This window comes from Streptomyces sp. NPDC047002 (genome assembly GCF_040704505.1).
Lineage (GTDB): Bacteria > Actinomycetota > Actinomycetes > Streptomycetales > Streptomycetaceae > Streptomyces.
Map to the genome: position 1 here is coordinate 360199 of NZ_JBEYWC010000001.1, position 25010 is coordinate 385208.

A 25010-nucleotide genomic window follows, 5' to 3' on the forward strand; every position below is an offset into this window, starting at 1 on the left:
GTCCCGCCCGCCCGCCGCGCCACCGCCATCTCCCGCGCCGCGGGGGCCTGTTCGGCCCTGACCAGCCGCGGAGCCCGCGGCCCGCGCCCGGCGGGCCGGGTGCGGACGCCGTGCACGTACGGTGACAGACGCCCCTGTCGTGCCCCGTGCCGTCCGAGCCACCTGCCACAATGCAGAGCGCGTAACGGACCCTCAAGCGGAGCGTGACAGTGACGACGTCCATCGAAGGCAGGATCGCCGAGGAACTCGGCGTACGGGAGCGGCAGGTCGAGGCGGCCGTGGGGCTGCTCGACGGCGGGTCGACCGTCCCGTTCATCGCGCGCTACCGCAAGGAAGCGACCGAGATGCTCGACGACGCGCAGCTGCGGACCCTGGAGGAGCGGCTGCGCTATCTGCGGGAGCTGGAGGAGCGGCGCACGGCGGTGCTCGAATCCGTGCGCGAGCAGGGCAAACTGGACGAGGCTCTGGAGGCGCGGATCCGCTCGGCGGACACCAAGGCGCGCCTTGAGGACATCTACCTGCCGTTCAAGCCCAAGCGGCGCACGAAGGCGCAGATCGCGCGGGAGGCCGGGCTCGAACCGCTGGCGGAGAGGCTGCTCGCCGACCCGTCGGTCGAACCGGCCACGGCCGCGGCCGCGTTCGTGGACGACGCCAGGGGCGTCGCGGACACCGCGGCCGCCCTTGAGGGCGCGCGCGCCGTCCTGACCGAGCGGTTCTCGGAGGACGCCGACCTGATCGGCGAGGTGCGCGAGCGCATGTGGGAGCGCGGCAGGCTCGCGGCGAAGGTGCGGGAGGGCAAGGAGGAGGCGGGCGCCAAGTTCGCCGACTACTTCGACTTCGCCGAACCGTTCACCCAGCTGCCGTCGCACCGGGTGCTCGCGATGTTCCGCGGCGAGAAGGAGGAGGCCCTCGACCTCACCCTGGAGCCCGAGGAGCCCTCGGAGGCCCCGGGCCCCAGCACGTACGAGAACATGATCGCGCGCCGCTTCGGCGTGGCGGACCGCGGCAGGCCTGCGGACAAGTGGCTCGCGGACACGGTGCGGTGGGCCTGGCGCACCCGGATCCTCGTCCGCCTCGGCATCGACCTGCGGCTGCGGCTGCGCACGGCGGCCGAGGACGAGGCGGTGCGGGTGTTCGCGGCGAACCTGCGGGACCTGCTGCTCGCCGCCCCCGCGGGGACGCGGGCCACGCTCGGCCTCGACCCCGGCTACCGCACGGGCGTCAAGGTCGCCGTGGTCGACGCGACGGGCAAGGTCGTCGCGACGGACACCGTCTACCCGCACGTCCCCGCCAACAAGTGGGACACCGCGCTCGCCACGCTGGCGCGGCTCGCGAAGGAGCACGCGGTCGAGCTGATCGCGATCGGCAACGGGACGGCGTCCCGCGAGACCGACAAGCTCGCCGCCGAGCTGTGCGCCGCGCACCCGGAGCTGAAGCTCACCAAGGTGATGGTGTCGGAGGCGGGCGCCTCGGTGTACTCGGCGTCCGCGTTCGCCTCGCAGGAGCTGCCGGGGATGGACGTGTCGCTGCGCGGCGCGGTGTCCATCGCGCGCAGGCTCCAGGACCCGCTGGCCGAGCTGGTGAAGATCGACCCGAAGTCGATCGGCGTGGGCCAGTACCAGCACGACCTCTCCGAGGTGAAGCTGTCGCGCTCGCTCGACGCGGTGGTCGAGGACTGTGTGAACGGCGTCGGCGTGGACGTCAACACCGCCTCGGCGCCGCTGCTCTCCCGGGTCTCCGGCGTCACCTCGGGCCTCGCCGAGAACATCGTCGCCCACCGGGACGTGAACGGCCCCTTCCACTCGCGCAGGGCGCTCAAGGACGTGGCGCGGCTCGGCCCCAAGGCGTACGAGCAGTGTGCGGGGTTCCTGCGCATCCGCGGCGGCGAGGACCCGCTGGACGCGTCCAGCGTGCACCCGGAGTCGTACCCCGTGGTGCGGAGGATGGTGAAGAGCGCGGGCACGGAGGTCGCCGCGCTCATCGGCAACACCTCGGTGCTGCGCTCGCTGCGGCCCGGCGACTTCGTGGGCGAGTCGGTGGGCCTGCCGACGGTCACGGACATCCTGCGGGAGCTGGAGAAGCCGGGGCGCGACCCGCGGCCCGCGTTCAGGACCGCCGCCTTCAAGGAGGGCGTGGAGAAGATCGGCGACCTCTCCCCCGGGATGGTCCTCGAAGGCGTGGTGACGAACGTGGCCGCCTTCGGCGCCTTCGTCGACATCGGCGTCCACCAGGACGGCCTGGTGCACGTCTCGGCGATGTCGCGGACCTTCGTGAAGGACCCGCGCGACGTGGTGAAGCCGGGCGACGTGGTCCGGGTGAAGGTGCTCGACGTGGACATCCCGCGCAAGCGGATCTCGCTGACGCTGCGGCTCGACGACGAGGCGGGCGCGGCCGCCGCGGGCCGCGCGGACGGCGGCGGCCGCGAGCGGCCCAAGGGCGGCGCGGGCGGCGGGCGCGCACCGCAGCAGCGGCAGGGCGGCGGGCGCGAGCGGCGCGGCGGCGCGAGCGGCGGCGGCCAGCGCCGTCAGGCGCCCGCGCCCGCCAACAGCGCGATGGCCGACGCGCTCCGCAAGGCGGGCCTCCTCGGCAAGGAGCGCTGACGGCGCGGGGGCGATCCGCTGCGGGCGCCCCCGCGGCGGGCGGCCCGCGCAGGGGCGCGCCCCGCGGCACGGCGGCTCCACCGGCCACGCGGGCCCGCGTGGCCCCGGGGCGCCCCACACCGCTCCGCCGGGCGCGGGTCCGCGCCACCGGGCCGTCGGCCCCTGGTGTGAAGGAAGGGTGAGCGATCTCACCGCGGGGCGCGTGGCCGAGCGGTGGCCGGGTAGCCGGTCGCCGTGACGGCAGTGGGACGCGACTCGGAAGCCGACCGTGCTTCCGGTGTGCCGGTGTGACCGCTCTGACCCGCGGTGCGGTGGGCAGGATGGGAGCGGTGTGGACCGGCAGGCCGGTGCGCGGTGGGTTCCAGGTGCCCGCCGGGCGCTCCGGACGCGTCCCGTTGCCGTCCGCGCCGCCGGGCCCACGGGCCGGTGATGTTCGGTCATGTCACCGGTGAGGCGGCATCGGCGGCGGCACCTCCCCTCGCTCCGGGCGGGACGAGGGCAGGGCCGCGTCGCGGATGCGGGTCAGCGCTCCGTGACGCGGCCCTCGGCCACGTCGAGCCTGCGCGTGGTGTGCACGGCGCCGAGCATGCGCCGGTCGTGGGTGACCAGCAGGAGTGTGCCGTCGTAGGAGCCGAGCGCGGACTCCAGCTGCTCGATGGCCGGCAGGTCGAGGTGGTTGGTGGGCTCGTCGAGGACCAGCAGGTTGACGCCCCTGCCCTGCAGGAGCGCGAGCGCGGCGCGGGTGCGCTCGCCGGGCGACAGGGTGGTGGCGGGCCGCGTCAGATGGTCCGCCTTGAGGCCGAACTTGGCGAGCAGGGTGCGCAGTTCGGCGGGCTCGGCGTCGGGCACCGCGGTGCGGAAGCCGTCGAGCAGGGTGTCCGTGCCGAGGAACAGGCGCCGCGCCTGATCGACTTCGCCCACCACCACGCCTGAGCCGAGGGACGCGGTGCCCGCGTCGAGGGGCAGCCGCCCGAGCAACGCACCGAGCAGGGTGGTCTTGCCCGAGCCGTTGGGCCCGGTGATGGCGATCCTGTCGGTGCGGTCGACCTGGAGCGTCACGGGCCCGAGCACGAATCCGCCGCGCCGCACCACCGCGCCGCCCAGCGTCGCGACGACGGCGCCCGAGCGGTCGGCTGCGGCGATCTCCATCCGCAGCTGCCACTCCTTGCGCGGCTCCTCCACCACGTCGAGGCGCTCGATGAGCCGCTCCGTCTGGCGCGCCTTCGCGGACTGCTTCTCGGTGGCCTCGGCGCGGAACTTGCGGCCGATCTTGTCGTTGTCCTGGGCCTTCCTGCGGGCGTTCTTGACGCCCTTCTCCATCCATGCGCGCTGGGTGTGGGCGCGCGTCTCCAGCGACGACCTGCGGTCCGCGTACTCCTCGTACTCCTCGCGCGCGTGCCTGCGCGCCCGCTCGCGCTCCTCCAGATAGGACTCGTAGCCGCCGCCGTACAGGGCGATCCGCTGCTGCGCCAGGTCGAGTTCGAGGATCCCGGTGGCGGTGCGGGCGAGGAACTCGCGGTCGTGGCTGACGACGACGGTGCCCGCGCGCAGGCCGCGCACGAACTGCTCCAGGCGTTCGAGCCCTTCGAGGTCGAGGTCGTTGGTCGGCTCGTCGAGCAGGAAGACGTCGTAGCGGGAGAGCAGCAGGGAGGCGAGCGAGGCGCGGGCGGCCTGCCCGCCGGAGAGCGAGGCCATCGGCTGGTCGAGCCCCACGGTGAGCCCGAGCGACGCGGCGGTCTCCTCGGCCCGCTCGTCCAGGTCGGCGCCGCCGAGGGCGAGCCAGCGTTCGAGGCCGGCCGCGTACGCGTCGTCGGCGCCGGGCGCGGCGTCGACCAGCGCCGCCGTCGCGGCGTCCAGGGCGGCCTGCGCCTCTGCGACACCGGTGCGGCGGGCGAGGAACTCCCGTACGCTCTCGCCCTGCCTGCGCTCGGGCTCCTGCGGGAGGTGGCCGACCGCCGCCGTGGGCGGGGAGAGCGACAGGGTGCCCTCCTCGGGGGTGTCGAGCCCGGCGAGCAGGCGGAGCAGGGTCGACTTCCCCGCGCCGTTGGCGCCGACAAGCCCGATCACGTCGCCGGGCGCGACGACGAGGTCGAGGCCCGTGAACAGGGAGCGGGCGCCGTGACCTGCGGCGAGGGATTTGGCTACGAGCGTGGCAGTCATCAGGCCGCCGATCCTAACGGAGCCGGCGGCGCGCGGCAGCCGGGTACCGCGGCGCGCACCGCCGGCGGGGAGCGCGTCACCGGGGCCGATCATGGGTGCCGCAGGAACTAGGCTGTGGCGCACCCCGAGACGAGGAGCGCACCGTGCCCGACACGCCCCCGCAGGGACCCCCCGGGTCGAGACCGCCGGCGGGTCCCCGCCCGACGCTCGAGGCCGTCGCCGCGCGCGCGGGTGTCTCGCGCGCCACGGTCTCGCGGGTGGTCAACGGGAGCACGGGCGTGCGGCAGTCGCTCGCGGACAAGGTGCACCGCGCCGTGGAGGAGCTCGGGTACGTGCCCAACCACGCGGCGCGCACCCTGGTCACGCGGCGCACCGGCGCGGTGGCGGTGATCATCCCCGAGCCCGAGGTGCGGATCTTCTCCGACCCGTTCTTCTTCCGGCAGATCCGCGGCATCAGCAAGGAGCTCTCGGCGCACGACACCCAGCTGGTGCTGATGCTCGTGGAGGGCAGCGGCGACTTCGAGCGGGTGTCGCGCTATCTGGCGGGCGGCCATGTCGACGGCGCGCTGGCGTTCTCGCTGCACACCGAGGACCCGATCCCCGCGATCACCCGGCGCGCCGGCATCCCGACGGTGTACGGCGGCCGGCCCGTGTGGACGGCCGCGCCCGACCGGCAGGCGGTGCCGTACGTGGACGCGGACAACAGGGACGGGGCGCGGGTCGCGGTGCGGCTGCTGCGCGACCTGGGCCGTGCCCGCATCGCGCACATCGCGGGGCCGCTCGACCAGACCTCGGGCACCGACCGGCTCGACGGGTACCGCGACGTGCTCGGCGCCGACTACGACGAGACGCTGGTCGCGCAGGGCGCGTTCACGCCGGAGAGCGGGGCCAAGGCGATGACTGAGCTGCTGCGGCGCAGGCCGGACCTGGACGCGGTGTTCGCAGCGAACGACCTGATGGCCTCGGGCGCGCTGCGGGTGCTCAAGGAGAGCGGCCGACGGGTGCCGCGGGACGTGGCGCTCGTGGGGTTCGACGACATGGACTCGGTGGCCGCGTCGACGGACCCACCGCTGACGACGGTGCGCCAGGACGTGGAGGGCCAGGGCCGGCTGATGGCGCGCCTGCTGCTGCACGGCCTCGACGCGGGTGCGGCGCCGGTCGGGCAGGACGGGGCCGTCCCGCACGCGGCGGCGCCCGACGGCGACTCGGTGATCATGCGGACGACGCTGGTGCGGCGGGCCACGGCCTGACCCGCCGGGGGCGCGCCGGTGCCCGCGGGGCTTTCCCGGCGGGCCGCCCCGCGGTGATACTGCCGGGGCACGGGAGGTGCCCGGGCGCAGCGGGTGCGGGACGTACGGCGGGAGGCGAGGCGCTGCGATGGTGGGCCGGGACGCCGGGGCGGGCGAGGGCGGCGGCCCGTGGACGTACACCGTGGACGAGCTGGCGGAGCGTGCGGGCGTCAGCGTGCGGACCGTACGGTTCTACGGCACGCGCGGGCTGCTGCCGCCGCCCCGGCTCGGGCCGCGCAGGGTGGGCAGGTACGGGCCCGCGCACCTGTCGCGGCTTGCGCTCATCGAGGAGTTGCGGGCCCAGGGCATGACGCTCGCGGGCATCGAGCGGTACGTCTCCGGGCTGCCGACCGGCCTGAGTGCCCACGACCTCGCCATCCACCGGGCCCTCGTCGCGTCCTGGGCGCCCGGTACGGCGGAGCGTGCGACGCGCGGCGAGCTGGAGCGGCGGGCGGGGCGGCCGCTCGCCGACGAGGACGTGGAGCGGCTCACCGCGATGGGCGCGCTGACACCGGCGCACGGCGGCGGCACCACTGGCGGTGCCGGTGATGCCGGTGACACTGGCAGCACTGGCAGCACTGACGGCACCGGTGACACTGACGGCGCGTTCCTGGTGGACGCGGCGATGCTGCGGCTCGGCGTGGAGCTGCTCGACGTGCCGATCGCGAAGGAGACGATCCTGGCGGCGCGCGCGGTGCTCGCCGAGCACACCCGGGCGGCGGCGCACGAGCTGAGCCGGCTGTTCCGGGACGAGGTGTGGGGCCCGTACGAGGAGCACGGAGAGGACACCGGGGACCGGGAGGCCGCGCTGCGGTCGCTGTCCGCGCCGCTCCAGCCCGTGGTGGTGCAGGCGCTGGTGACGGCGTTCCAGCGCTCGCTGCGCGCGGAGCTGCGTGACCTGGCAGCGGGCCCGCCCGCCGGGGAGCAGCCGCCCGCGCGCTGAGGAGGGGCCGGGCCCCGGCGCGCCGCCGCCTGCCTCGGGCGGGCGACGGCGGGTGCCAGGCGGGCGGGAGGTCCCCCGAGGCACCGCACACCCGGGGAGCGGACGGTCGTCAGGCGGGCCCCGAGGCGCCGTTCGCGGGCGCCGCCGCCGTGACGTCGGCCCCGGCCGCGCTCTCCTGCGCCTCCTGGGGGTGGGTGGCGAGCGCCTCGACCTCGATGCTCATGCACGGGAACAGGGGCAGTGACGTGAGGACTTCATGCAGGTGGGTCGCGTCGCGCGTGCGGTAGAGGCCCACCGTCCCCTGGCGGCCCGGGATGCGCCACAGGCGCCGCAGGATGCCGTCGGCGCGCAGCTTCATGGCGAGCGCTCTCTCGGCCGAACGCAGCTCGGCGATCCGCTCGGCGCTCATGCCGGAGGGAAAAGTGGTCGTGGACCGTACCAGGAACTCCATGGTCTCTCGTTTCTGGGAGAGGGCTTCGGCCGTGCTCAGCCGGGGATGCCGGCCAGCAGGGCCGCGAGATCGTCGGGCGCGGTGACCATGGCCTCGTGCCCGGTGGCCAGTTCGTGCACCGCGTAGCCGCGTGCGCGCGCCCGCTCGGCGTACGGGGCGAAGACGGCCATCCAGTCCGTGCAGTCGATGTACGTGGCCGGCAGGTCGCCCGGCAGGCCGGCGCCGAGCGGGTCCAGATAGCTCTTCCAGGGGTGCGGACTCAGGCGGGGGGTCAGCCAGTCCAGGTCCTCCTTCTCCCGCACTCCCAGCACGTCGAGTGACCTCGGCGGGATCAGCCAGCCGAAGCCGGGCCCCGCGACCGACTCGCGGTAGTGGTGCGCCACCTGCTCGGGCAGCAGGTCGATCGCGCGCTCGCCCGCCTCGCCGACGAAGGCGTCGAGGTAGACGGCGTGGCCCACGCGGTCGCGGTGGGCCGCCGCGACCTCGGTGACGATCTGTCCCGCGTACGAGTGCCCGACGAGGACGACGTCGCGCAGGTCCCACGCCTCCAAGAGGGCGCCCACGTCGCGCACATGGGTCGGCAGCCCGACCCCGGGGGCGATGAGGTGCCGCCGGTCGCTGAGTCCTGTGAGGGTCGGGGCGAACACCCGGTGGCCGGAGACCCGGAGTCTCGCGGCCGGGCGCTGCCAGCACCAGCCGCCATGCCACGCCCCGTGGACGAGCACGTAATCAGTCATGAATTCCCCTAGGTGCGGCCCTTCTTCGGTGATTTCCGGGGCCACACTAGGGGTTGCCCAACAGGATTGTCCACAATATGGTTGGCTTCATTCTGCCCAGACGTGAGGGAGGCCACACAGTGACTGCGACCCGCGTCACGAGCGCGGCGGTGACCACCGGGCGCCGCCGCATCGAACTGCGCGAGCTGCCGGTGCCCCCGCTGGCGGCCGGCGAAGGACTGCTGGCGGTGGAGGCCGTCGGCGTATGCGGCTCGGACGTGGTGAGCTTCGATCAGGAGGGCCTCCCCGAGCGGGTGATGGGGCACGAGACCGTCGGCGTGATCGCCGACGTGACGCCCGTCGCCGCGGACCGGTGGGGCGTCAGCGAGGGGGACCGCGTCCTCCTCGAGGAGTACCTCCCCTGCGGGTACTGCAGGTTCTGCCGCTCGTCGGAGTTCCGGTTCTGTCTCGAATCCGACCACGAGGTGAAGCCGGCCGCGCTGCGGTACGGGACCACGGGGCTCGACGTCGAACCAGGGCTGTGGGGCGGCTTCAGCGAGGTGCAGTACCTGCACCCGCGCACGGTCGTCCACCACATCCCCGCTGCGCTGCCGGCCGAAGTCGCCACCATGGCACTGCCGGTGGCCAACGGCTACGAGTGGGCCCACCAGATCGGCCGGGTCGGGCCCGGCGCCTCGGTCGTGGTCGTGGGCCCCGGCCAGCAGGGGCTCGGCAGCGTCCTCGCCTCGCGCCTCGCGGGCGCTTCCGTCATCGTCGCGGTCGGCCTCGAACGCGACGCGGCCCGTCTCGCCGCGGCGAAGCGCCTGGGCGCGACCGATCTGCTGGTCAGCGGCCCCTCCCTCGTCGAGCAGGTCCTCGCGGCCACCGGCGGCGAGGGCGCCGACGTGGTCATCAACACCGCGGCAGGCACCTCGGCCGTCTTCAACGACTGCGCCGCCATGGCCCGCAAGGGCGGCCGCGTCGTCCTGCCGGTGCGCGACCGGCGGCCGCAGGACGGCATCGACCTCGGCGCGCTCTCCCGCAAGTGCCTGACCGTCGCCGGTGTGCGCGGCCACAGCTTCGACGCCGTCGAGAAGGCCATCGACATCATGTCCGACCAGCTCGAACTGCTCCGCTCCCTGTCCTCGCTCACCGTGCCCCTTGAACAGGTCGCCGACGCGATCCTCTCGACAGGCGGCAGCGGGAGCGTCCCCGACGTCATCCACGCGACGGTCACGGTCTGAAGGAAACCACCGGCTCACCCTCAGGGAAGGCACCTCACCATGCGCATCACCCGGGAACAGAACGAGCGCCTCACGCGCGTCGAGAACGGCGCCCCCATGGGCGAGGTGTTCCGCCGCTACTGGATCCCCGCGCTGCTCGCCGACGAGGTGCCTGAGCCCGACGCCCCGCCCGTACGGGTACGGCTGCTGGGCGAGGACCTGGTCGCCTTCCGCGACTCCAACGGCGAGGTGGGGCTCGTCGACGCCTACTGCTCGCACCGCCGTGCGCCGCTGTTCTTCGGCCGCAACGAGGAGTGCGGGATCCGCTGCGTCTACCACGGCTGGAAGTTCGACGTGAACGGGAACTGCCTCGACACCCCGTCGGAGGAGCCCGGTGCGCGGCTGCGGTTCCGCGCAGGTATCAAGGCCTACCCCGTCCACGAGGCCGGGGGCATCATCTGGACCTGCATGGGCCCCGTCGACAGCATGCCCGAGCCCCCGGACCACGAGTGGCTGCGCGCGCCAGAGACCCACCGCGGCGTCTCCAAGACCAACGAGGCCTGCAACTTCCTCCAGGCGATCGAGGGCGGCATCGACACCGCCCACTCCTCCTTCGCCCACAACAACGACCTGTCCAACAACAGGTCGCTGCGCGCCCTCGACCGCCACCCCGAGCTCGACGTCGACCTGCAGCCGCACGGGTTCACCTACTCCAGCCGGCGGCGCATCGGCGGCGGACGCGTCTATCTGCGCGTCTACCAGTTCGCGATGCCCTCCACGCAGATCCGCAGCGTACGGCTGAGCTGGCACGGCGAGGGCGAGGAGGCGTCCTACCCGGCCCTCCACGGCCACATCTGGGTCCCCGTCGACGACCACAACACGGCGATCTACAACTTCGCCTACTCGGCCGACCCCGGCCAGCCGATGCCGGAGAACTGGTTCGAGGACCACGAGCACGAGATGGGGCGGGGCCCCGAGGACTTCAAGCCCGGGACGTTCTGGCTGGTACGCGAGCCGGCGAACGACTTCATGATCGACCGCGAGATCCAGCGCACGAGGACCTTCACCGGCATCGAGGGCGTCAACACCCAGGACTTCGCGATCCAGACCGGCATGGGCCGGATCGTCGACCGCAGCCAGGAGGCCCTCGGCAGCACCGACCTGGCCATCTCGACGGCCCGCAAGCTGCTCCTCGACATGACCGACCGGGTCCGGCGGGGCGAGCCGATGCTGGGCTCCGCCCCCGAGGACCACAACGGCACGCGCGCCACCGACATGCTCATGGCGGAGGACGAGCCGTGGCGCGAGGTCTCCAAGGACCTGACAGCCGCCTGGTACTGAGCCCGCGCCGCACCGAGGGAAGAGCCCGAACGTGATCTACAAGATCGTGACAGTCCGCGCCACCGGCCGCACGCCCGAGGCCGTGTCCGAGCAGGTCGAGACCGAGCTCAACACCGCCCTTGCGCAGGGGTGGGCGTTCGACCGCATCCAGCCGATCATCTACAACTCCTCCACCACGGGCTATCTGCTGCTCATGCTGAACAGGCAGGACGAGGCGTCATGAAGCGGCGCCTCACGGTCGCGCTGACGCCGAACCCCTTCACGCGGCCGGTCCTCGACCAGGTGGTGGGCATCGCGGGGGCCGAGGTCACGCCGCTGGCGTTCCACCCCTCCGAACTGTTCTGGCGCCAGCTGCACTTCGCCGAGTTCGACGTCTTCGAGGCCTCGCTCTCGACGTGCCTGCGCCTGGCGTCCCTCGGCGACGACCGCTTCGTGCCCCTGCCGGTCTTCACCACGCGCACCCTGTGCCACCTGAGCATCGTCGTCAGCGAGCGCGCGGGCATCGCGTCCGCAGCCGACCTGCGCGGCCGCAGGATCGGGGTACCGGAGTACCAGCAGACGTCGGCGGTGTGGAGCCGCGGCGTCCTGCAGCACGACTTCGGGGTCGAACCCTCGGACGTGCACTGGGTGATGGAGCGGACCAGCGAGCTGAGCCACGGCTCGGCCACGGCCTTCACGCCTCCCGCGGGCGTACGGGTCGACATCATGGAGGCGACCGACTCGATCGGCTCGATGCTGGTCGAAGGACGCCTCGACGGATCGCTGCTGTACCTGTCGGAGAAGAACCTCGTCGACCGCTCGCCCGCCATGAGCCACGAGGAACTGCGGGTGCGCCGCCTCTTCGACCCCGAGGGCGAGCGGGCCCGCCGGCTCGCCCAGGGGGCGGGCCTCCACGCCACCCACTGCGTCGCCGTGCGGCGCGAGCTCGCCGAGGAGCTCCCCTGGCTCGCCCTGAACGTGTACGACGCGTTCGTCCAGGCCAAGCGGCACGTGCTCGACGGTCTGCGGAGGACGGCCGAGCCGTGGCGCCTGGTGGCGCCGGCGCTGGCCGCCGAGGCCGACCGCCTCGCCGACCCCGTGCCGTACGGGGTCGACGCCAACCGTCCCATGCTCGACCTGCTGCGCCGGTACGCCGCCGAACAGGGCGTCGCCACCCGCGAGGTCGCCGTCGACGAGCTGTTCGCACCCTCGACCCTCGGCCTGTGACCACCCCGTACGCCGACGCACCCGAACCATCCCGCACCACCACACCCGGCCAGGAGGACACCATGGCTGAGATCGTCGCGGCGGCAGCCGCCGTACACGCCCCGCAGTTGCTGAGCCGCCCCAAGCACGAGGAACTCGACAAACTCGACCGGAGCACGGACGCTCTCGTCGCGTTCGGCGCCACACTCGCGCAGGCCCGGCCCGACGCCGTGCTCGTCATCGGGCTCGACCACTTGGAGACGTTCTGGCTGGAGGCGGTGCCAACCTTCACCATGGTCATCTCCCAGGAGTGCGAGGCGCACTACATGGAGCGGCGGATGCGCAAGCGCGTGCACACCGACATCGCGGTGGACGTGCTGAAGAAGGTCATCTCCGACGGCTTCGACCTGACCTACTCGCAGGAGGCGACGCTGGGCCACGCCTTCCTCACGCCGTTCCGGTACGTGCTCGGCGAGAGCGACGTCCCGGTCGTCCCGCTCCTCGTCAACACGTACCTGCCGCCGATCCCCAGCCCCAGGCGCTGCTACGAGCTCGGCAAGGCGATCGGCAGGGCTCTTGCGGGCCGCGGCGAGCGGATCGCCGTCATCGCGAGCGGCGGGATGTCCCACTTCCCCGGCACGGCCCGCTACATGGCCCCGAACCACGACTTCGACCGCTGGGTCATCCAGGAGACCGCCGCCGGACGCTTCCAGGACCTCATCGACCTCACCCCCGTCAACCTCGACGAGGTCGGCGAGAGCGAACTGCTCACCTGGTGCGTGCTGTTGGGCATCGTCGGCGACGTCCCCGGCCGCCTGCTCTCCTACCAGGAGATGTCCCACCACGGCCAGGGCGTGGTGCAGTTCCTGCCCCGGGCCGCCGACGAGGCACGGCACGAGGAGGGTACGGGGACGGAGCTGCCCCGATACGGCGGTCACGAGTTCACCAGCGAGGACTTCATCTACTACACGTTCCCCGAGCCCGAGGCGCTGCCCCTCAACCGCTTCCTGCACCGGCTGATCGTCGAGGAGGGCCTGCGCGACGACTTCGCCCGCGCCCCCGAGGAGGCCATAGCGGCCGCCGGCCTGGCGCCGCGCTTCGCCGAGGCGCTGCGCAAGCCCGGCTTCGACGCCCTCGTCGAGGCCGGCGCCCACCCGCTGCTCGCGCTCTCCTCCCGCCAGGTCGTCCAACTCGCCGCCGACCGGCTGGCCGAGGCGGCCGGGGGCGCGGGGGCCGAGGCGTGACCCGGCCGTACGACGGCGCCGTCGAGGCCGAGGTCGTCGGCCGCCGGGCCGTGGCGCGCGACGTGCTGGAGGTCGAGCTGAGGCCCGTGGACGGCGGGCCCTGGCCCGACCACGACGCGGGCGCCCACGTCGACGTCTGGCTGCCCAACGGACTGGTCAGGCAGTACTCCCTGGTGGCGCCCGCGCGGGCGGCCGCCACCTGCAGGATCGCCGTACTCAAGGCCGCGGACTCCCGCGGTGGTTCCGTCTACGTCCACGAACGGCTCCTGACGGGGCACCGGCTGCTCGTCAGCGAGCCGAAGAACACCTTCGAGCTCGCCGACGCCGGCCCCGGACCCGTCCTGATCGCGGGCGGGATCGGGGTGACCCCGCTCCTCGCGATGGCGCGTACGCTCGCCGCCCGCGGCCGCCCGTTCGCGTTCCACTACCAGGTGCGCACCCCCGACCGGGCGGCCTACGCCGCCGAGTTGCGCGGGCTGGTGCCCGAGGGCGCCCTGCACGTGCGTGCGGACTTTGACGACGGCTTCTTCCCCGCGGCCGAGGTGCTGCGCGCCGCGGGCCCGGAGACGAGCGTGTACGTCTGCGGCCCCGAGGCGTTCATGGAGTTCGTCCGCAAAGAGGGCGAGGCGGCCGGGGTGGCGGCGGAGGCGTTCCATGTCGAGCACTTCAAGCACGACGCGGACACCGCGGGCCACCCCTTCACACTGACCGCGGTGCGCAGCGGGGCGACCGTGGAGGTGGGTGCCGCCGACACCCCTTCCCGTGCGCTGGCCCGGGCCGGTGTGTTCGTGCCCACCGCGTGCGAACAGGGCGTCTGCGGCACGTGTGTGGTGCGGGTGCTCGGCGGTTCGCCCGACCACCGCGATGTGGTCCTCAGCGCTGCCGAGAAGGCGTCAGGGCAGGTCATGGCGCTGTGCTGCAGCCGGGCCTCGGGGCAGTCGATCGCCGTCGACCTCTGAGCAATATTGTCGGCAATAGTGTTGGCCAGATTGCTGGTCACATTGGTGTGTGCGCTGTAACGTGCGGCGCAAGCAGTCCAGATGGACACAAAAGGGCGCGGACGCATGCCCTCGCAGCCATCAGGCGAAGGAGCGAAGATGCTCAAGAACTACCGGCTCGGGGTGGTCTCGGCCGCCTCGTTGGTCGCACTCGGATCAGCGCTGGCAGCCTGCGGAAGTCCCGACGCGGCCACCGTCAAGGCGGCCGCCGGCGCGTATGCGAAGTTCGGCGGCATGACCGGCCGGCCGCGGCAGCAGGCCCTGGCCGACGAGGCGAAGAAGGAGGGCCGGCTGACCCTCTACTCGACCAACTCCTCGATCGACCGCATCGTGCCGGCGTTCGAGAAGGAGTACGGCATCAAGGTCACCACCTTCCGCGGGACGACCGACGACGTGCGCACCCGCGTCCTCCAGGAGGCCGCCGCCCACCGGACCCAGAGCGACGTCGTGGAGACCAAGGACTCCGAGATGGCGATCCTGGACCAGAAGGGCCTGACCGCGCCCTACCGGAGCGACATCGCGGAGAAGGTACCGGCCGAGGCCAGGGCCGGGAGCATGGTGGGCGACTACTACATCGAGACGTTGCCGCTGTTCAACGGCGGCAAGGTGCAGCAGTCCGGCCTTCCCACCGGCATAGCGGGCTTCGCCGGCCCGGAGTGGAAGGGGAAGGTCGCCGTCGAGCAGAGCGACTTCAACTGGTACGTGGACCTCTACGACTACGAGACCGGGACGAAGGGGATGTCCCCTTCCGACTTCGCGGCGACGATGAAGAAGGTCGCAGCCAACTTCCGCGTCAGCAACGGCCACACCTCCACCACCCAGCTGCTCAAGGCCGGCGACTTCCCGGTGATGGTCGACGACTTCCTGCAGTTCGCGGGGGGCGGCGGCAGCGGAGCCGTCGTCGACACCGGCTTCGCGCCGGTCACCCGGCAGATCATCGGGTCGAGCCCGATGAAAAGCGCGGCACATCCCGCCGCCGCCCTCCTGTGGTGCGACTGGTACCTCACCCAGGGACAGAAGTACCTCGCGCGGGCCGGCTACACGCCGACCGACCCCGCCGCGGTGCCCGGCTACCGGTCCCGCCTGCCGAAGGGCACCGTCTACGTCTACGACGACTGGAAGACCCTCGCCTCCAGCAAGGGCAACGCCTGGGCGACGGCGTGGGACAACCTGCTCAAGGGCCAGGACCCGGTGATCGCGCGATGAGCCAGCAGTCGCTCCTCGACGCACCCTCCGCCGGAGCCGGCGGCCCCGGGCCGCGCCCGGCGGCCCGCACAACCCGCGGGCGCCGCTTCCGGGGACGGAACGCCGTCGTCCTGACGGTCGTCGTCCTGCTCGCCTATCTGGTCCTCGTCCCGGTCGCGTTCCTGCTGTGGAAGACCTTCGTCGCGGACGACGGGTCCGTGAACCTGGGGGGCTTCACCCGCGCCCTGCCGAACACGCGCGACACGTGGTCGATGGTCGGCAACACCTTCGCCTTCGCGCTCGGCTCCACCGTCCTCTCCATGGCCATCGGCAGTGTTTTCGCCTTCCTCTCCGCGCGCACCGACACACCGTTGCGCAAGCTGCTCGACCTGGCGGCCATGGTGCCGCTCGTCATCCCGGCGATCCTCTACGCCCCGGCGTGGATCTACCTGGGCAGCAAGAACATCGGCCTGCTCAACAACCTGAGCGACACCCTGTTCCACATCCGGCCGTTCGACGTGTACTCGGTCTGGGGCATGATCTGGGTGCAGAGCCTGCACTCCGCGCCGATCGTCTTCCTCCTCATGGCGTCCGCCTTCCGGGCAAGCGACCCCTCCATGGAGGAGGCGGGCCGCGTCGCGGGCCTCGGGCGGTGGCGGACACTCGTCGGCATCACACTGCCCATGGTGAAACCCGCGCTGGCGGGATCCGCCCTGATCGTCTTCGTGCAGGCCCTCGAAGTCTTCGAGATCCCGGTCTTCCTCGGCCTGCCCGGCAACCACTATGTGCTCACCAGCCGCCTCTACTTCCTCTACCAGCAGTATCCCGTCGACTACCAGGCCGTGGGCGCGATCGGCTTCGGACTCCTCGTCATCGCGGGCGTCGGAGTGTGGCTGGCGGGCCGCGCCGGCGGCTCGCTGCGCGAGTCCGGGTCGATCAGCGGGAAGGCGTTCAGGCCGCGACGCGAGAAGCTCGGCCGGGTCAGGCCGCTGGCAGGCCTGCTCGTCGCGGTCTACTTCGTGCTGGCCGTCGCGCTGCCGCTGCTGATCCTGGTCTGGTCGTCGCTCCTGAAGACGTACGAGCAGCCTTCCGCCGACGCCTTCGGAAAGCTGACGTTCACGAACTACCGCGACCTGTTCGGCAGCAGCCCGATCGTCGCGTCCTTCGAACACACCCTCGTCGTGGCGCTGGTGGCCGCGACCGCGGCCATGTTCCTCTCCACAGTGGCCTCCTGGGTCGTGGTACGCACCAACGGGCGGGCCCGGCGCCTCCTCGACATGCTGGCGTTCTCGCCGCTGGTCGTCCCCGGCCTCGTCTTCGGCGTCGCGCTGGCCGTCGTCTACCTGCGCACGACGCTGCCGATCTACGGGACGCTGGTGATCCTGATGATCGCCTACACGACCCGGTTCCTCCCCTACGGCATGCGCTACGCCGGCGCGGCCTTCGCGACCGTGTCGAAGGAACTCGAAGAGTCGGCGCAGGTCTCCGGCGCGGGCTGGGGCACGACGATGAGGAAGGTGCTCCTCCCGCTGGCCGCCCCCGGTGTGATCGGCGGCTGGGTCTACATCCTCATCGTCTGCTTCCGTGAGCTGCAGAGCAGCATCCTGCTCTACAGCCCGGGCAAGGAGGTCGTCTCCGTGACCATCTTCCAGCAGTACCAGGACGGCAAGGACGATCTCGTGTCGGCCATCGGTGTCGTGCTTGTCCTCGTCCTCACCCTCCTGGTGCTGGCGTTCCAGGGCATCGCGTCGAGGCGCGGCGTACGCAATCAGTGAAGTCAAGGGCGGCAGACATGCTCAGTGTGAAAAGCGTCGAGAAGCGCTACGACCCCGGACCGGCCCGCAGGATCCTGGCAGGCGGCACGGCGGCGTACACCGCGAGGCCGGCCCTCTGCGGCGTCTCCCTCGCGGTCGACAGCGGGCAGTTCCACACGCTCCTCGGCCCCTCGGGCTGTGGAAAGACGACTCTGCTCCGGTCGGTGGCCGGCCTGGAGGAACCGGACGCCGGGGACATCGAACTCGCGGGCGAGCCGCTGTTCTCGTCCGGTCGCCACGTGAACCTCTCCCCCGACAGGCGCAGGCTCGGCATGGTCTTCCAGTCCTATGCCATCTGGCCGCACATGAGCGTGCGCGACAACGTGGCCTTCCCCCTGAAGGCGGGACGGCAGAGGCAGAAGAGGACCAGGGCGGAGATCGACCGGCGCGTGCGGTCGGCGCTCGGGTCCGTGGGCCTCTGTGACGTCATCGACCGGTCGGCGACCCGGCTCTCCGGCGGCCAGCAGCAGCGCCTGGCCTTCGCCCGCGCCCTCGTCGGGGACCCCAGGCTCCTCCTGCTCGACGAGCCGCTGTCGAACCTCGACGCGCAGCTGCGCGCCTCGATGCGGCTCGAACTCAAGCGCCTCCAGCGCGAACTGGGCCTGACGACCCTGTATGTCACCCACGACCAGGCCGAGGCGCTGGCGATGTCGGACGTCATCACGGTCATGAACGGCGGGCGGGTGATGCAGCAGGGCAGCCCGCGGGAGATCTACGACCGCCCGGCGAACCTCTTCGTCGCCCGCTTCGTCGGGTCGCCCAATGTGATCCCCGCCAGGATCGACGACCCGGGCCGCCGCAGCGTGGCCTCGGAGATCGGCAGGCTGCGGCTCGGTGAGCCCGTGGCGCCCGGCCTCGACGACCTCGCTGTCGTGCTGCGCCCCGAGGACCTCGTCCCCCGCCCGCTCACCGGCGAGGAGCCGGAGGCCGGGGAGAACGACCTGGTCGGAACGGTGGTGGAGCAGTCCTTCGAGGGCGAGTGCGTCCGCCACATCGTCCAGGTCGCCGGCCGGCGGCTGGAGTGCCGCTCGACCCGCCACCACGACGTGCGCCAGGGCGACGACGTCGTCGTCCGCGTCGAGCCGGGAAACGCCCGCGTCGTCCCGGCCGAGGCGTGAAGCCGCCCCCATGCCGTCAAGGGCAGAACGGAGTACCGATGTCACACAACGAACCCGCCGCGCCGCACGACGACGCCGTCCCCGCCGCAGTGCCGGGCGACGAGGAGCTGCTGCGGCGGTCCTACCACGGCAAGAAGGACCGGGTCTTCCTGCGGTCCGTCCAGGGCGACTACTCCCTGGGCGACGAACTCGCCCGGCTCAGGGCGCAGCCGCGCGTGCGCAAGGCGGAGGAACTCGGCTTCGTCGACGGGCCGCAGACCTACTCGCGCCACTACGTCGAACCGAAGGACGGCATCACCCAGACCTTCCACCTCCACCTGGAGGAGTACGGGCCGGGCGGCAGGTCGCAGAAGCACGGCCACGTCAACGAGGCGGCCTTCTACATCCTCGACGGGGAGGGCTACGAGATCCACGACGGGGTCCGCTACGACTGGCGGGCAGGCGACGTCGTCGTCGTGCACAACAACTGCGTGCACCAGCACCACAACGCCTCGTCCGAGAAGCCCGCGAGGGCGCTCGTCATCAAGACCAAGCCCATGTACCTGTTCATGAACATGCTGTTCCAGAAGATGGTCGAGCCGCGCCCCGGCCACCCGGCGCCCGGCGGCGCGGGCTTCGAGGCGCGCGGCGAGGAACCCGACTTCAACCACCCGGAGGGCGGCTACTGATGGCCTGGAGCGAGACGAGCGCCTTCCTGCAGGGCGAGGACAACCAGCCGCTCTACGCCAGGTCGCTCCGGCACGCGCAGGAGGCGCCCGCGCGCAACGCCGGGCGCCGCAAGGTGCTCAGGCCCGCGGACATGCCGTGGGAGATGTCGCGGCAGGGGATCCTCAAGCACCTGCTCAACGAGGACATGAACACCCGCATGGAGACCGTGGACGCCTACATGCAGCTCATCCCGCCGGGGAGCCGCTCGGGCAGGCACCGCCACCTCGCCGAGGAGTGCCTCTACGTCGTGGAGGGGCGCGGCTACGACCTGCACCAGGACTGCGACGTGGAGATCACCGACACCTACCACTGGAGGGCGGCGGACGAGGTAAGGCGCTTCGACTGGGAGGCGGGCGACGTGATCTACGTGCCGCCCAACACCATCCACCAGCACGTCAACGCGGACCCGCGGTGCCCGGTCCGGCTGATCTCGGCCGTCAACCGGATCTACCGGCACTGCGGGCTCGCCGACCTCGAACAGATCGAGGACGCCCCCGAGTACGAGCCGGGGGTCGGGTTGACGGCCGACCGCGTGCGCGCCTACCTCACGGCGCCGCCGGGGCACACCGTCTGACCGGGGGGCTCATACGTCTCAGGATTGCCGACGATCCTGTTACAGTGCGGGTGAACAATCTGGGACGTGCCCCCGTCGGCGCCACGAAGGGAACAGTGAGATGGAGCGGACCGGCGCGGTCGTCGAAGACCTGCGTTCGGCGATCATCCGCGGCGAGTTCACGCCGGGACAGCGGCTGGTCGAACTGGAGTTGGCCGCCGAGCTCTCGACGTCACGCGGCACAGTACGGCAGGCGCTCGCCGTGCTGGAGAACGAGGGCCTCGTCGTCCATCAGCGCAACCGCGGCGCCACCGTGCGCCCGGTCTCCCTGGAGCAGGCCATCGAGATCACCGAGGTGCGCGCCGTGGTCGAGGGGCTCTGCGCCCGCAGGGCCTCGGCCGCCGCGACCGCCGCGGACAAGAAGCGCCTGCACGTCCTGGGCGACGAGATGCGCGCCGCGGTCGCCTCCGGCGACGTCCCCGCGTACAACGCGAGCAGCCAGGAGGCGCACCACGTCATCCGCGACCTCGCGGCGCAGGAGAGCGCGGCGCAGGTGCTCGACAGGCTGCGCTATCAGAGCGTCCGGTACCAGTACGGCATCACGCTGCTGCCGGGACGCCTCGAACAGGGCCTCGGCGAGCACCTCGCCGTGATCGAGGCCGTCACCGCGGGCGACCCCGAGCGCGCCGAGGCCGAGATGCGCGCGCACCTCACGAGCGTCATCGCCGCGCTCAGGAAGCTCGGCGGCTGGAACGCCGCCATGCCCAAGGGGCTGCTCGGGCACGTCTCCTGACGCGGCGTCACCGGGCACGCGTCCTGGCGCAGGCCGCCCGGTGCGGGGGCCGCCGGGCTCAGGCGTCGGTGTAGGGGCGGTCCTCGGCCGCGCGGGCGACGAGCGAGGCGGGCGGTTCGAAGCGGTCGCCGTAGCGTGCGGCGAGTTCGCGGGCGCGGGCCGTGAACCCGGTCAGGCCGCCGGGGTAGCCGTTGACGTACTGGAGGGCGCCGCCGGTCCAGGCGGGGAAGCCGATGCCCAGCAGGGAGCCGACGTTGGCGTCGGCGACCGAGGTGAGGACGCCCTCGTCGAGGCAGCGGACGGTGTCGAGCGCCTCGGCGAACAGCATCCGCTCGCGCATGTCGTCGAACGGGATCGCGGCGTCCGGCCGGGTGAAGTGCTCCCGCAGCCCCGGCCACAAGCCGGTGCGGGCGCCGTCGTCCCCGTACGTGTAGAAGCCGCCGCCCGCCGCGCGCCCCTCCCTGCCGAACTCGTCGACCATCCGGTCCACGACGGCGTCCGCCGGGTGCGGGTGCCAGGTGCCGCCCGCCTCCTCGGCGGCGCGCCGGGCCTCGGCGCGGATCCTCCTCGGCAGGGTGAGCGTCAGCTCGTCCATCAGGGCGAGCACCTTGGCGGGGTATCCGGCCTGCGCGGCGGCCTGTTCGACGGAGGCGGGCTCGATGCCCTCGCCGACCATCGCCACGCCCTCGTCGAGGAACCGCCCGATGACGCGCGAGGTGAAGAAGCCGCGCGAGTCGTTGACCGCGATCGGCGTCTTGCGGATCTGCCGCACCAGGTCGTAGGCGCGGGCGAGCGCCTCGTCGCCGGTGGCGCGACCCCTGACGATCTCGACGAGCGGCATCCTGTCGACGGGCGAGAAGAAGTGCAGCCCGAGGAAGTCGGCGGGGCGGTCGACGCCCTCGGCGAGCGCGGTGACCGGCAGCGTGGAGGTGTTGGAGCAGAGCAGCGCGTCGGGGGCGACGGCCTTCTGGGCCTCCTGGAACACCGCGTGCTTGAGCGCGGTGTCCTCGAAGACCGCCTCGATCACGGCGTCGCACCCGGCGAGGTCGGCGGCCTGCCCGGTGGGAGTGATCCTGGCGAGGACGGCGTCGCGCTCCGCCGGGGTGGTCCTGCCGCGCTCGACGGCCCGGTCGAGGAGGGCCGCGCAGTGGGCCCTGCCGCGCTCGGCCGCCTCGCGGGTGACGTCCTTGAGCACGACGGCGATACCGGCGCGTGCGCAGGCGTGGGCGATGCCGGAGCCCATCGCCCCCGCACCCAGCACGGCGACCCGGCGCACGGTTTGCCGGGGCACGCCCGAGGGCCGCCCGGCGCCGGAGTCGGCGGCCCTGAGGTCGAAGAAGAAGCCCTGGATCATGTTCTTGGCGGTCTGCCCCGTGGCCAGGTCCACGAAGTAGCGCGCCTCGATGGCGAAGGCCGTCCCGATGTCGACCTGGGAGCTCTCGACGGCCGCCGCGAGGATGGCGCGGGGCGCGGGCAGCGGCGCGCCCGCGGTCTGCTTCCTGAGGGTCGCGGGGAAGGCGGGGAGGGCCGCGGCGAAGCGCGGGTCGGCGGGGGTGCCGCCGGGGATCCGGTAGCCGGGCAGGTCCCAGGGCTGGTGCGACTCGGGGTGCGCGTCGATGTAGGCGTGCGCGCTCGCGAGCATCGCCTCGGGCGTCTCGGCGACCTCGTGGACGAGCCCGGCGTCGAGGGCGCGGCGCGGGGTGTGCCTGGTGCCCTTGAGGAGGACCTTGAGCAGCGCGTCCGCGATGCCGAGGAGCCGTACGGTCCTGACGACACCGCCCCCGCCGGGCAGCAGTCCGAGGGTGACCTCGGGCAGGCCGATGCGCGAGCCCGGCGCGTCGAGGGCCACGCGGTGGTGGCAGGCGAGCGCGATCTCGTAGCCGCCGCCGAGCGCGGCGCCGCCCAGCGCGGCGACGACGGGCTTGCCGAGGGTCTCGATGCGGCGCAGGTCGCGCTTGACGGCCATGCCGCGCGCGTACGCCTGCCCGGCGTCCTCGGGCCGCAGCCCGATGAGCTCACGGAGGTCGCCGCCCGCGAAGAAGGTCTTCTTGGCCGAGGTGACGATGACGCCGCGCACGGTGTCCCGTTCGGCTTCGAGGCGGTCGGCGACGGCAGTGAGCGACGTGCGGAAGGCGTCGTTCATGGTGTTGGCCGACTGGCCGGGGTCGTCGAGTACGAGGGTGACGACACCGGTGCCGTCCTGCTCCCAGCGGATGGTGGTGGACTCGCTCATGCTGCGGCTCCGTCGCGGAGTTGGGGGGGCGTACGGGCGGTGCGGGCGGGGTGCGGCGGTCAGACGCGTTCGACCACGGTGGCGACGCCCATGCCGCCGCCGACGCACAGCGTGGCGAGCCCGTGGCGCAGGTCCCTGCGCTCCAGTTCGTCGACGAGCGTGCCGAGGATCATCGCGCCGGTCGCGCCGAGGGGGTGACCGAGGGCGATGGCACCGCCGTTGACGTTGATCCGGTCGAGGCCGAGGCCCATCTCGTCCGCGTAGTGCAGCACGACGGCGGCGAACGCCTCGTTGATCTCCACCAGGTCGATGTCGCCGATGGCGAGCCCCGCCTTGGCGAGCGCCTTGCGGCTGGCGGGCGCGGGGCCCGTGAGCATGATCGTGGGCTCGGAGCCGGTGACGGCCGCGGAGACGATCCGGGCGCGCGGGGTGAGCCCGAAGCGCTCGCCCGCCTCCCGGGAGCCGACGGCGACGAGCGCGGCGCCGTCCACGATGCCGGAGGAGTTGCCCGCGTGGTGGACGTGGTCGATGCGCTCGATCCAGTGGTACTTCTGGAGCGCCACCGCGTCGAACCCGCCGGCCTCGCCGATCTGCGCGAAGGACGGCGTGAGCGCGGCGAGGCCGTCCGCCGTGGTGCCGGGGCGCAGGTGCTCGTCGTGGTCGAGGACGGTGAGACCCGAGCGGTCGCGCACGGGCACCACCGAGCGGGCGAACCTGCCGTCCTTCCAGGCGGCAGCGGCGCGCTCCTGGGAGAGCGCGGCGAACTCGTCGACGGCCCTGCGGCTGTGGCCGCCGAGGGTGGCGATGAGGTCGGCGCCGATGCCCTGGGGCGCGAAGCCGGTCTCGTAGCTGGTCATGGGGTCCATGGCCCAGGCGCCGCCGTCGGAGCCCATCGGCACCCGGGACATCGACTCGACGCCGCCGGCGAGCACGAGGTCCTCCCAGCCGGAACGGACCTTCGCGGCGGCCAGGTTGACGGCTTCGAGCCCGGAGGCGCAGAAGCGGTTCTCCTGGACGCCTGCGACGGTGTCGGGCAGGCCGGCCGCGAGCGCGGCGATGCGCGCGATGTCGGATCCCTGGTCGCCGACCGGGGTGACGACGCCGAGGACGATGTCGTCCACGGCCGCGGGGTCGAGGCCGGGGAAGCGCGCGCGCAGCTCGTGGATGAGGCCGACGACGAGGTCGATGGGCTTGGTGCCGTGCAGGGCGCCGTTCGGCTTGCCGCGGCCGCGCGGGGTGCGGACGGCGTCGTACACGTACGCTTCGGTGCTCACGGCGTGCCTTTCTGTCGGAGCGCTGGGGCGGGCACCCGGGGCGGGGCGCCGTGATCAGCGCGGGGTCAGGTGAGCCAGCCCTTGACCGTCGCCACGGACCTGAACGGGTCGGGGCCCACGGGGGTGACGTTGAGCATGGTGACGCCGGCGTCGCGGAAGGCGGCGACGCGGTCGCGGACATAGCCCTCGGGCCCGCACAGCGTGGCCAGTTCGCAGAACTCGTCGGGCACGGCCGCCGCCGCGTCGCGGATGCGGCCCGCCAGGTAGAGGTCCTGGATCCGGGCCGCCGCCTGTCCGTAGCCGTAGGCGACCGCGAGGTCGTGGTAGAAGTTCCTGCCGCGTGCGCCCATCCCGCCGACGTACAGGGCGATCTGGGCGCGCGCCTTGTCGCGGAAGCGCGCCGCGTCGTCCCCGATGGCGAGGAGCCCGCCGGCGACGGTGCGCAGCGGGGCGCGCGCCGGGTCGCGCTTCGCGGCGCCCCTGGCCAGGGGCGCGCCCCAGACGCGGTCGGCCTTCTCCGGCAGGAACAGGTGGGGCAGCCAGCCATCGGCGATCTCCGCCGCCATCTCGACGTTGGCGGGGCCGAGGGCGGCGAGGAAGACGGGGATCTCCCGGCGTACGGGCCGGGTGAGCATCCGCAGCGGCTTGCCGTGCCCGCCGCCCTTCTCCGGGGGCAGGGGCAGGTCGAGCAGGCCGTGGTGCTCGACCGTCTCGCGGCGCCAGATCCTGCGGCAGATCTCGACGGTCTCCCGGGTGCGGGCGAGCGGCTTCTCGTACGGCAGGCCGTGCCAGCCCTCGATGACCTGCGGTCCCGACGCGCCGAGGCCGAGGAGGGCGCGCCCGCCGGAGACCGCGTCGAGGCCCGCGGCGGTCTGGGCGATCAGCGCGGGCGTGCGGGAGAAGACGTTGACGATGGCGGAGCCGATGGCGGCGCGCTCCGTGCGGGCGGCCAGGTACCCCATGACCGTGGCGGAGTCGAAGCCCCACGCCTCGGCGACCCAGACGGCGTCGAGCCCCGCGGGCTCCAGCGCCACCGCCGCGTCGCACGCCGCCCTTGCGTCGCCGGTGTGGTCGAGCTGGAGCGAGATCTCCATGTGCGGAGCCTTCCTGACGGTCCTGGCCCCGCCGCGGCACGGGCCGCGCGGCCGGGCCAGGCCGAGTCTGACACAACTGGTGTAACGC

At 72.9% G+C, this 25010-nt stretch carries 21 protein-coding genes; 15 read left to right on the forward strand and 6 right to left on the reverse strand.

The annotated features are described in order from the left end of the window. The first annotated feature begins 209 nt into the window (after positions 1-209). Positions 210-2600 carry a Tex family protein gene (locus AB0910_RS01695; protein ID WP_366742735.1) on the forward strand — a complete coding sequence of 797 codons (2391 nt, stop codon included), beginning with the start codon at positions 210-212 and terminating at the stop codon, positions 2598-2600. A 522-nt stretch (positions 2601-3122) separates the two neighbouring features. On the opposite strand, the gene AB0910_RS01700 is transcribed toward AB0910_RS01695, so the two are convergent. Then, entirely contained in the window at positions 3123-4760 is a 1638-nt protein-coding gene (locus AB0910_RS01700) for an ABC-F family ATP-binding cassette domain-containing protein (RefSeq protein ID WP_366742465.1), read from the reverse strand. A gap of 143 nt (positions 4761-4903) precedes the next feature. On the opposite strand from AB0910_RS01700, the gene AB0910_RS01705 reads away from it, so the two are divergent. Continuing rightward, a complete protein-coding gene (locus tag AB0910_RS01705) occupies positions 4904-6010 on the forward strand; it encodes a LacI family DNA-binding transcriptional regulator (RefSeq protein WP_366742466.1) in 1107 nt (368 codons plus the stop codon). A 127-nt stretch (positions 6011-6137) separates the two neighbouring features. After that, positions 6138-6992 (forward strand): MerR family transcriptional regulator, encoded by an 855-nt coding sequence (locus AB0910_RS01710; protein WP_366742467.1) that lies wholly within the window; start codon positions 6138-6140, stop codon positions 6990-6992. A 109-nt stretch (positions 6993-7101) separates the two neighbouring features. Here the strand turns inward: AB0910_RS01710 and AB0910_RS01715 are convergent, their stop codons facing one another. Together AB0910_RS01715 and AB0910_RS01720 are read right to left on the reverse strand one after the other, a co-directional pair. Beyond that, on the reverse strand, positions 7102-7443 hold the full coding sequence (locus AB0910_RS01715) for a muconolactone Delta-isomerase family protein (RefSeq protein ID WP_366742468.1): 342 nt from the start codon (positions 7441-7443) through the stop codon (positions 7102-7104). 35 nt (positions 7444-7478) lie between these two features. Continuing rightward, complete coding sequence (locus tag AB0910_RS01720) at positions 7479-8180, reverse strand: alpha/beta hydrolase family protein (RefSeq protein ID WP_366742469.1); 702 nt, start codon at positions 8178-8180, stop codon at positions 7479-7481. A 119-nt stretch (positions 8181-8299) separates the two neighbouring features. Between AB0910_RS01720 and AB0910_RS01725 the strand changes: the two genes are divergently transcribed. From AB0910_RS01725 to AB0910_RS01780, 12 genes are all read left to right on the forward strand, one after another. Beyond that, a complete protein-coding gene (locus AB0910_RS01725) occupies positions 8300-9403 on the forward strand; it encodes a zinc-binding dehydrogenase (protein WP_366742470.1) in 1104 nt (367 codons plus the stop codon). A gap of 39 nt (positions 9404-9442) precedes the next feature. Next, positions 9443-10723: a Rieske 2Fe-2S domain-containing protein gene (locus tag AB0910_RS01730; protein WP_366742471.1), complete on the forward strand. Its 1281-nt coding sequence runs from the start codon at positions 9443-9445 to the stop codon at positions 10721-10723. 31 nt (positions 10724-10754) lie between these two features. Further along, positions 10755-10946 carry a hypothetical protein gene (locus tag AB0910_RS01735; RefSeq protein ID WP_366742472.1) on the forward strand — a complete coding sequence of 64 codons (192 nt, stop codon included), beginning with the start codon at positions 10755-10757 and terminating at the stop codon, positions 10944-10946. Beyond that, positions 10943-11929 (forward strand): hypothetical protein, encoded by a 987-nt coding sequence (locus AB0910_RS01740; protein WP_366742473.1) that lies wholly within the window; start codon positions 10943-10945, stop codon positions 11927-11929. The genes AB0910_RS01735 and AB0910_RS01740 overlap by 4 nt, the downstream gene beginning before the upstream one ends. Beyond that, positions 11926-13152, forward strand: a complete 1227-nt coding sequence (locus AB0910_RS01745; protein ID WP_366742474.1) for a hypothetical protein — start codon at positions 11926-11928, stop codon at positions 13150-13152. The genes AB0910_RS01740 and AB0910_RS01745 overlap by 4 nt, the downstream gene beginning before the upstream one ends. After that, on the forward strand, positions 13149-14111 hold the full coding sequence (locus AB0910_RS01750; RefSeq protein ID WP_366742475.1) for a PDR/VanB family oxidoreductase: 963 nt from the start codon (positions 13149-13151) through the stop codon (positions 14109-14111). The genes AB0910_RS01745 and AB0910_RS01750 overlap by 4 nt, the downstream gene beginning before the upstream one ends. 138 nt (positions 14112-14249) lie before the next feature. Continuing rightward, on the forward strand, positions 14250-15356 hold the full coding sequence (locus AB0910_RS01755; RefSeq protein WP_366742476.1) for an ABC transporter substrate-binding protein: 1107 nt from the start codon (positions 14250-14252) through the stop codon (positions 15354-15356). After that, complete coding sequence (locus AB0910_RS01760; protein WP_366742477.1) at positions 15353-17110, forward strand: iron ABC transporter permease; 1758 nt, start codon at positions 15353-15355, stop codon at positions 17108-17110. Before AB0910_RS01755 ends, AB0910_RS01760 begins: the two co-directional genes overlap by 4 nt. Before the next feature lie 17 nt (positions 17111-17127). Then, positions 17128-18267 (forward strand): ABC transporter ATP-binding protein, encoded by a 1140-nt coding sequence (locus tag AB0910_RS01765; protein WP_366742478.1) that lies wholly within the window; start codon positions 17128-17130, stop codon positions 18265-18267. 38 nt (positions 18268-18305) lie between these two features. Further along, positions 18306-18935 (forward strand): cupin domain-containing protein, encoded by a 630-nt coding sequence (locus AB0910_RS01770; RefSeq protein WP_366742479.1) that lies wholly within the window; start codon positions 18306-18308, stop codon positions 18933-18935. Next, the gene (locus AB0910_RS01775) at positions 18935-19549 is read left to right on the forward strand and encodes a cupin domain-containing protein (RefSeq protein WP_366742480.1); all 615 of its coding nucleotides are present in this window, start codon (positions 18935-18937) and stop codon (positions 19547-19549) included. The genes AB0910_RS01770 and AB0910_RS01775 overlap by 1 nt, the downstream gene beginning before the upstream one ends. Before the next feature lie 100 nt (positions 19550-19649). Further along, the gene (locus AB0910_RS01780; RefSeq protein WP_366742481.1) at positions 19650-20321 is read left to right on the forward strand and encodes a GntR family transcriptional regulator; all 672 of its coding nucleotides are present in this window, start codon (positions 19650-19652) and stop codon (positions 20319-20321) included. A 58-nt stretch (positions 20322-20379) separates the two neighbouring features. Here AB0910_RS01780 and AB0910_RS01785 read toward each other — a convergent pair whose 3' ends face one another. The 3 genes from AB0910_RS01785 to AB0910_RS01795 all read right to left on the reverse strand — a co-directional run bounded on the left by AB0910_RS01785 (position 20380) and on the right by AB0910_RS01795 (position 24922). Continuing rightward, positions 20380-22554 carry a 3-hydroxyacyl-CoA dehydrogenase NAD-binding domain-containing protein gene (locus AB0910_RS01785; RefSeq protein WP_366742482.1) on the reverse strand — a complete coding sequence of 725 codons (2175 nt, stop codon included), beginning with the start codon at positions 22552-22554 and terminating at the stop codon, positions 20380-20382. A 59-nt stretch (positions 22555-22613) separates the two neighbouring features. Beyond that, on the reverse strand, positions 22614-23828 hold the full coding sequence (locus AB0910_RS01790) for an acetyl-CoA C-acetyltransferase (RefSeq protein WP_366742483.1): 1215 nt from the start codon (positions 23826-23828) through the stop codon (positions 22614-22616). A gap of 65 nt (positions 23829-23893) precedes the next feature. Then, the gene (locus tag AB0910_RS01795; protein WP_366742484.1) at positions 23894-24922 is read right to left on the reverse strand and encodes an LLM class F420-dependent oxidoreductase; all 1029 of its coding nucleotides are present in this window, start codon (positions 24920-24922) and stop codon (positions 23894-23896) included. Positions 24923-25010: the final 88 nt, after the last annotated feature.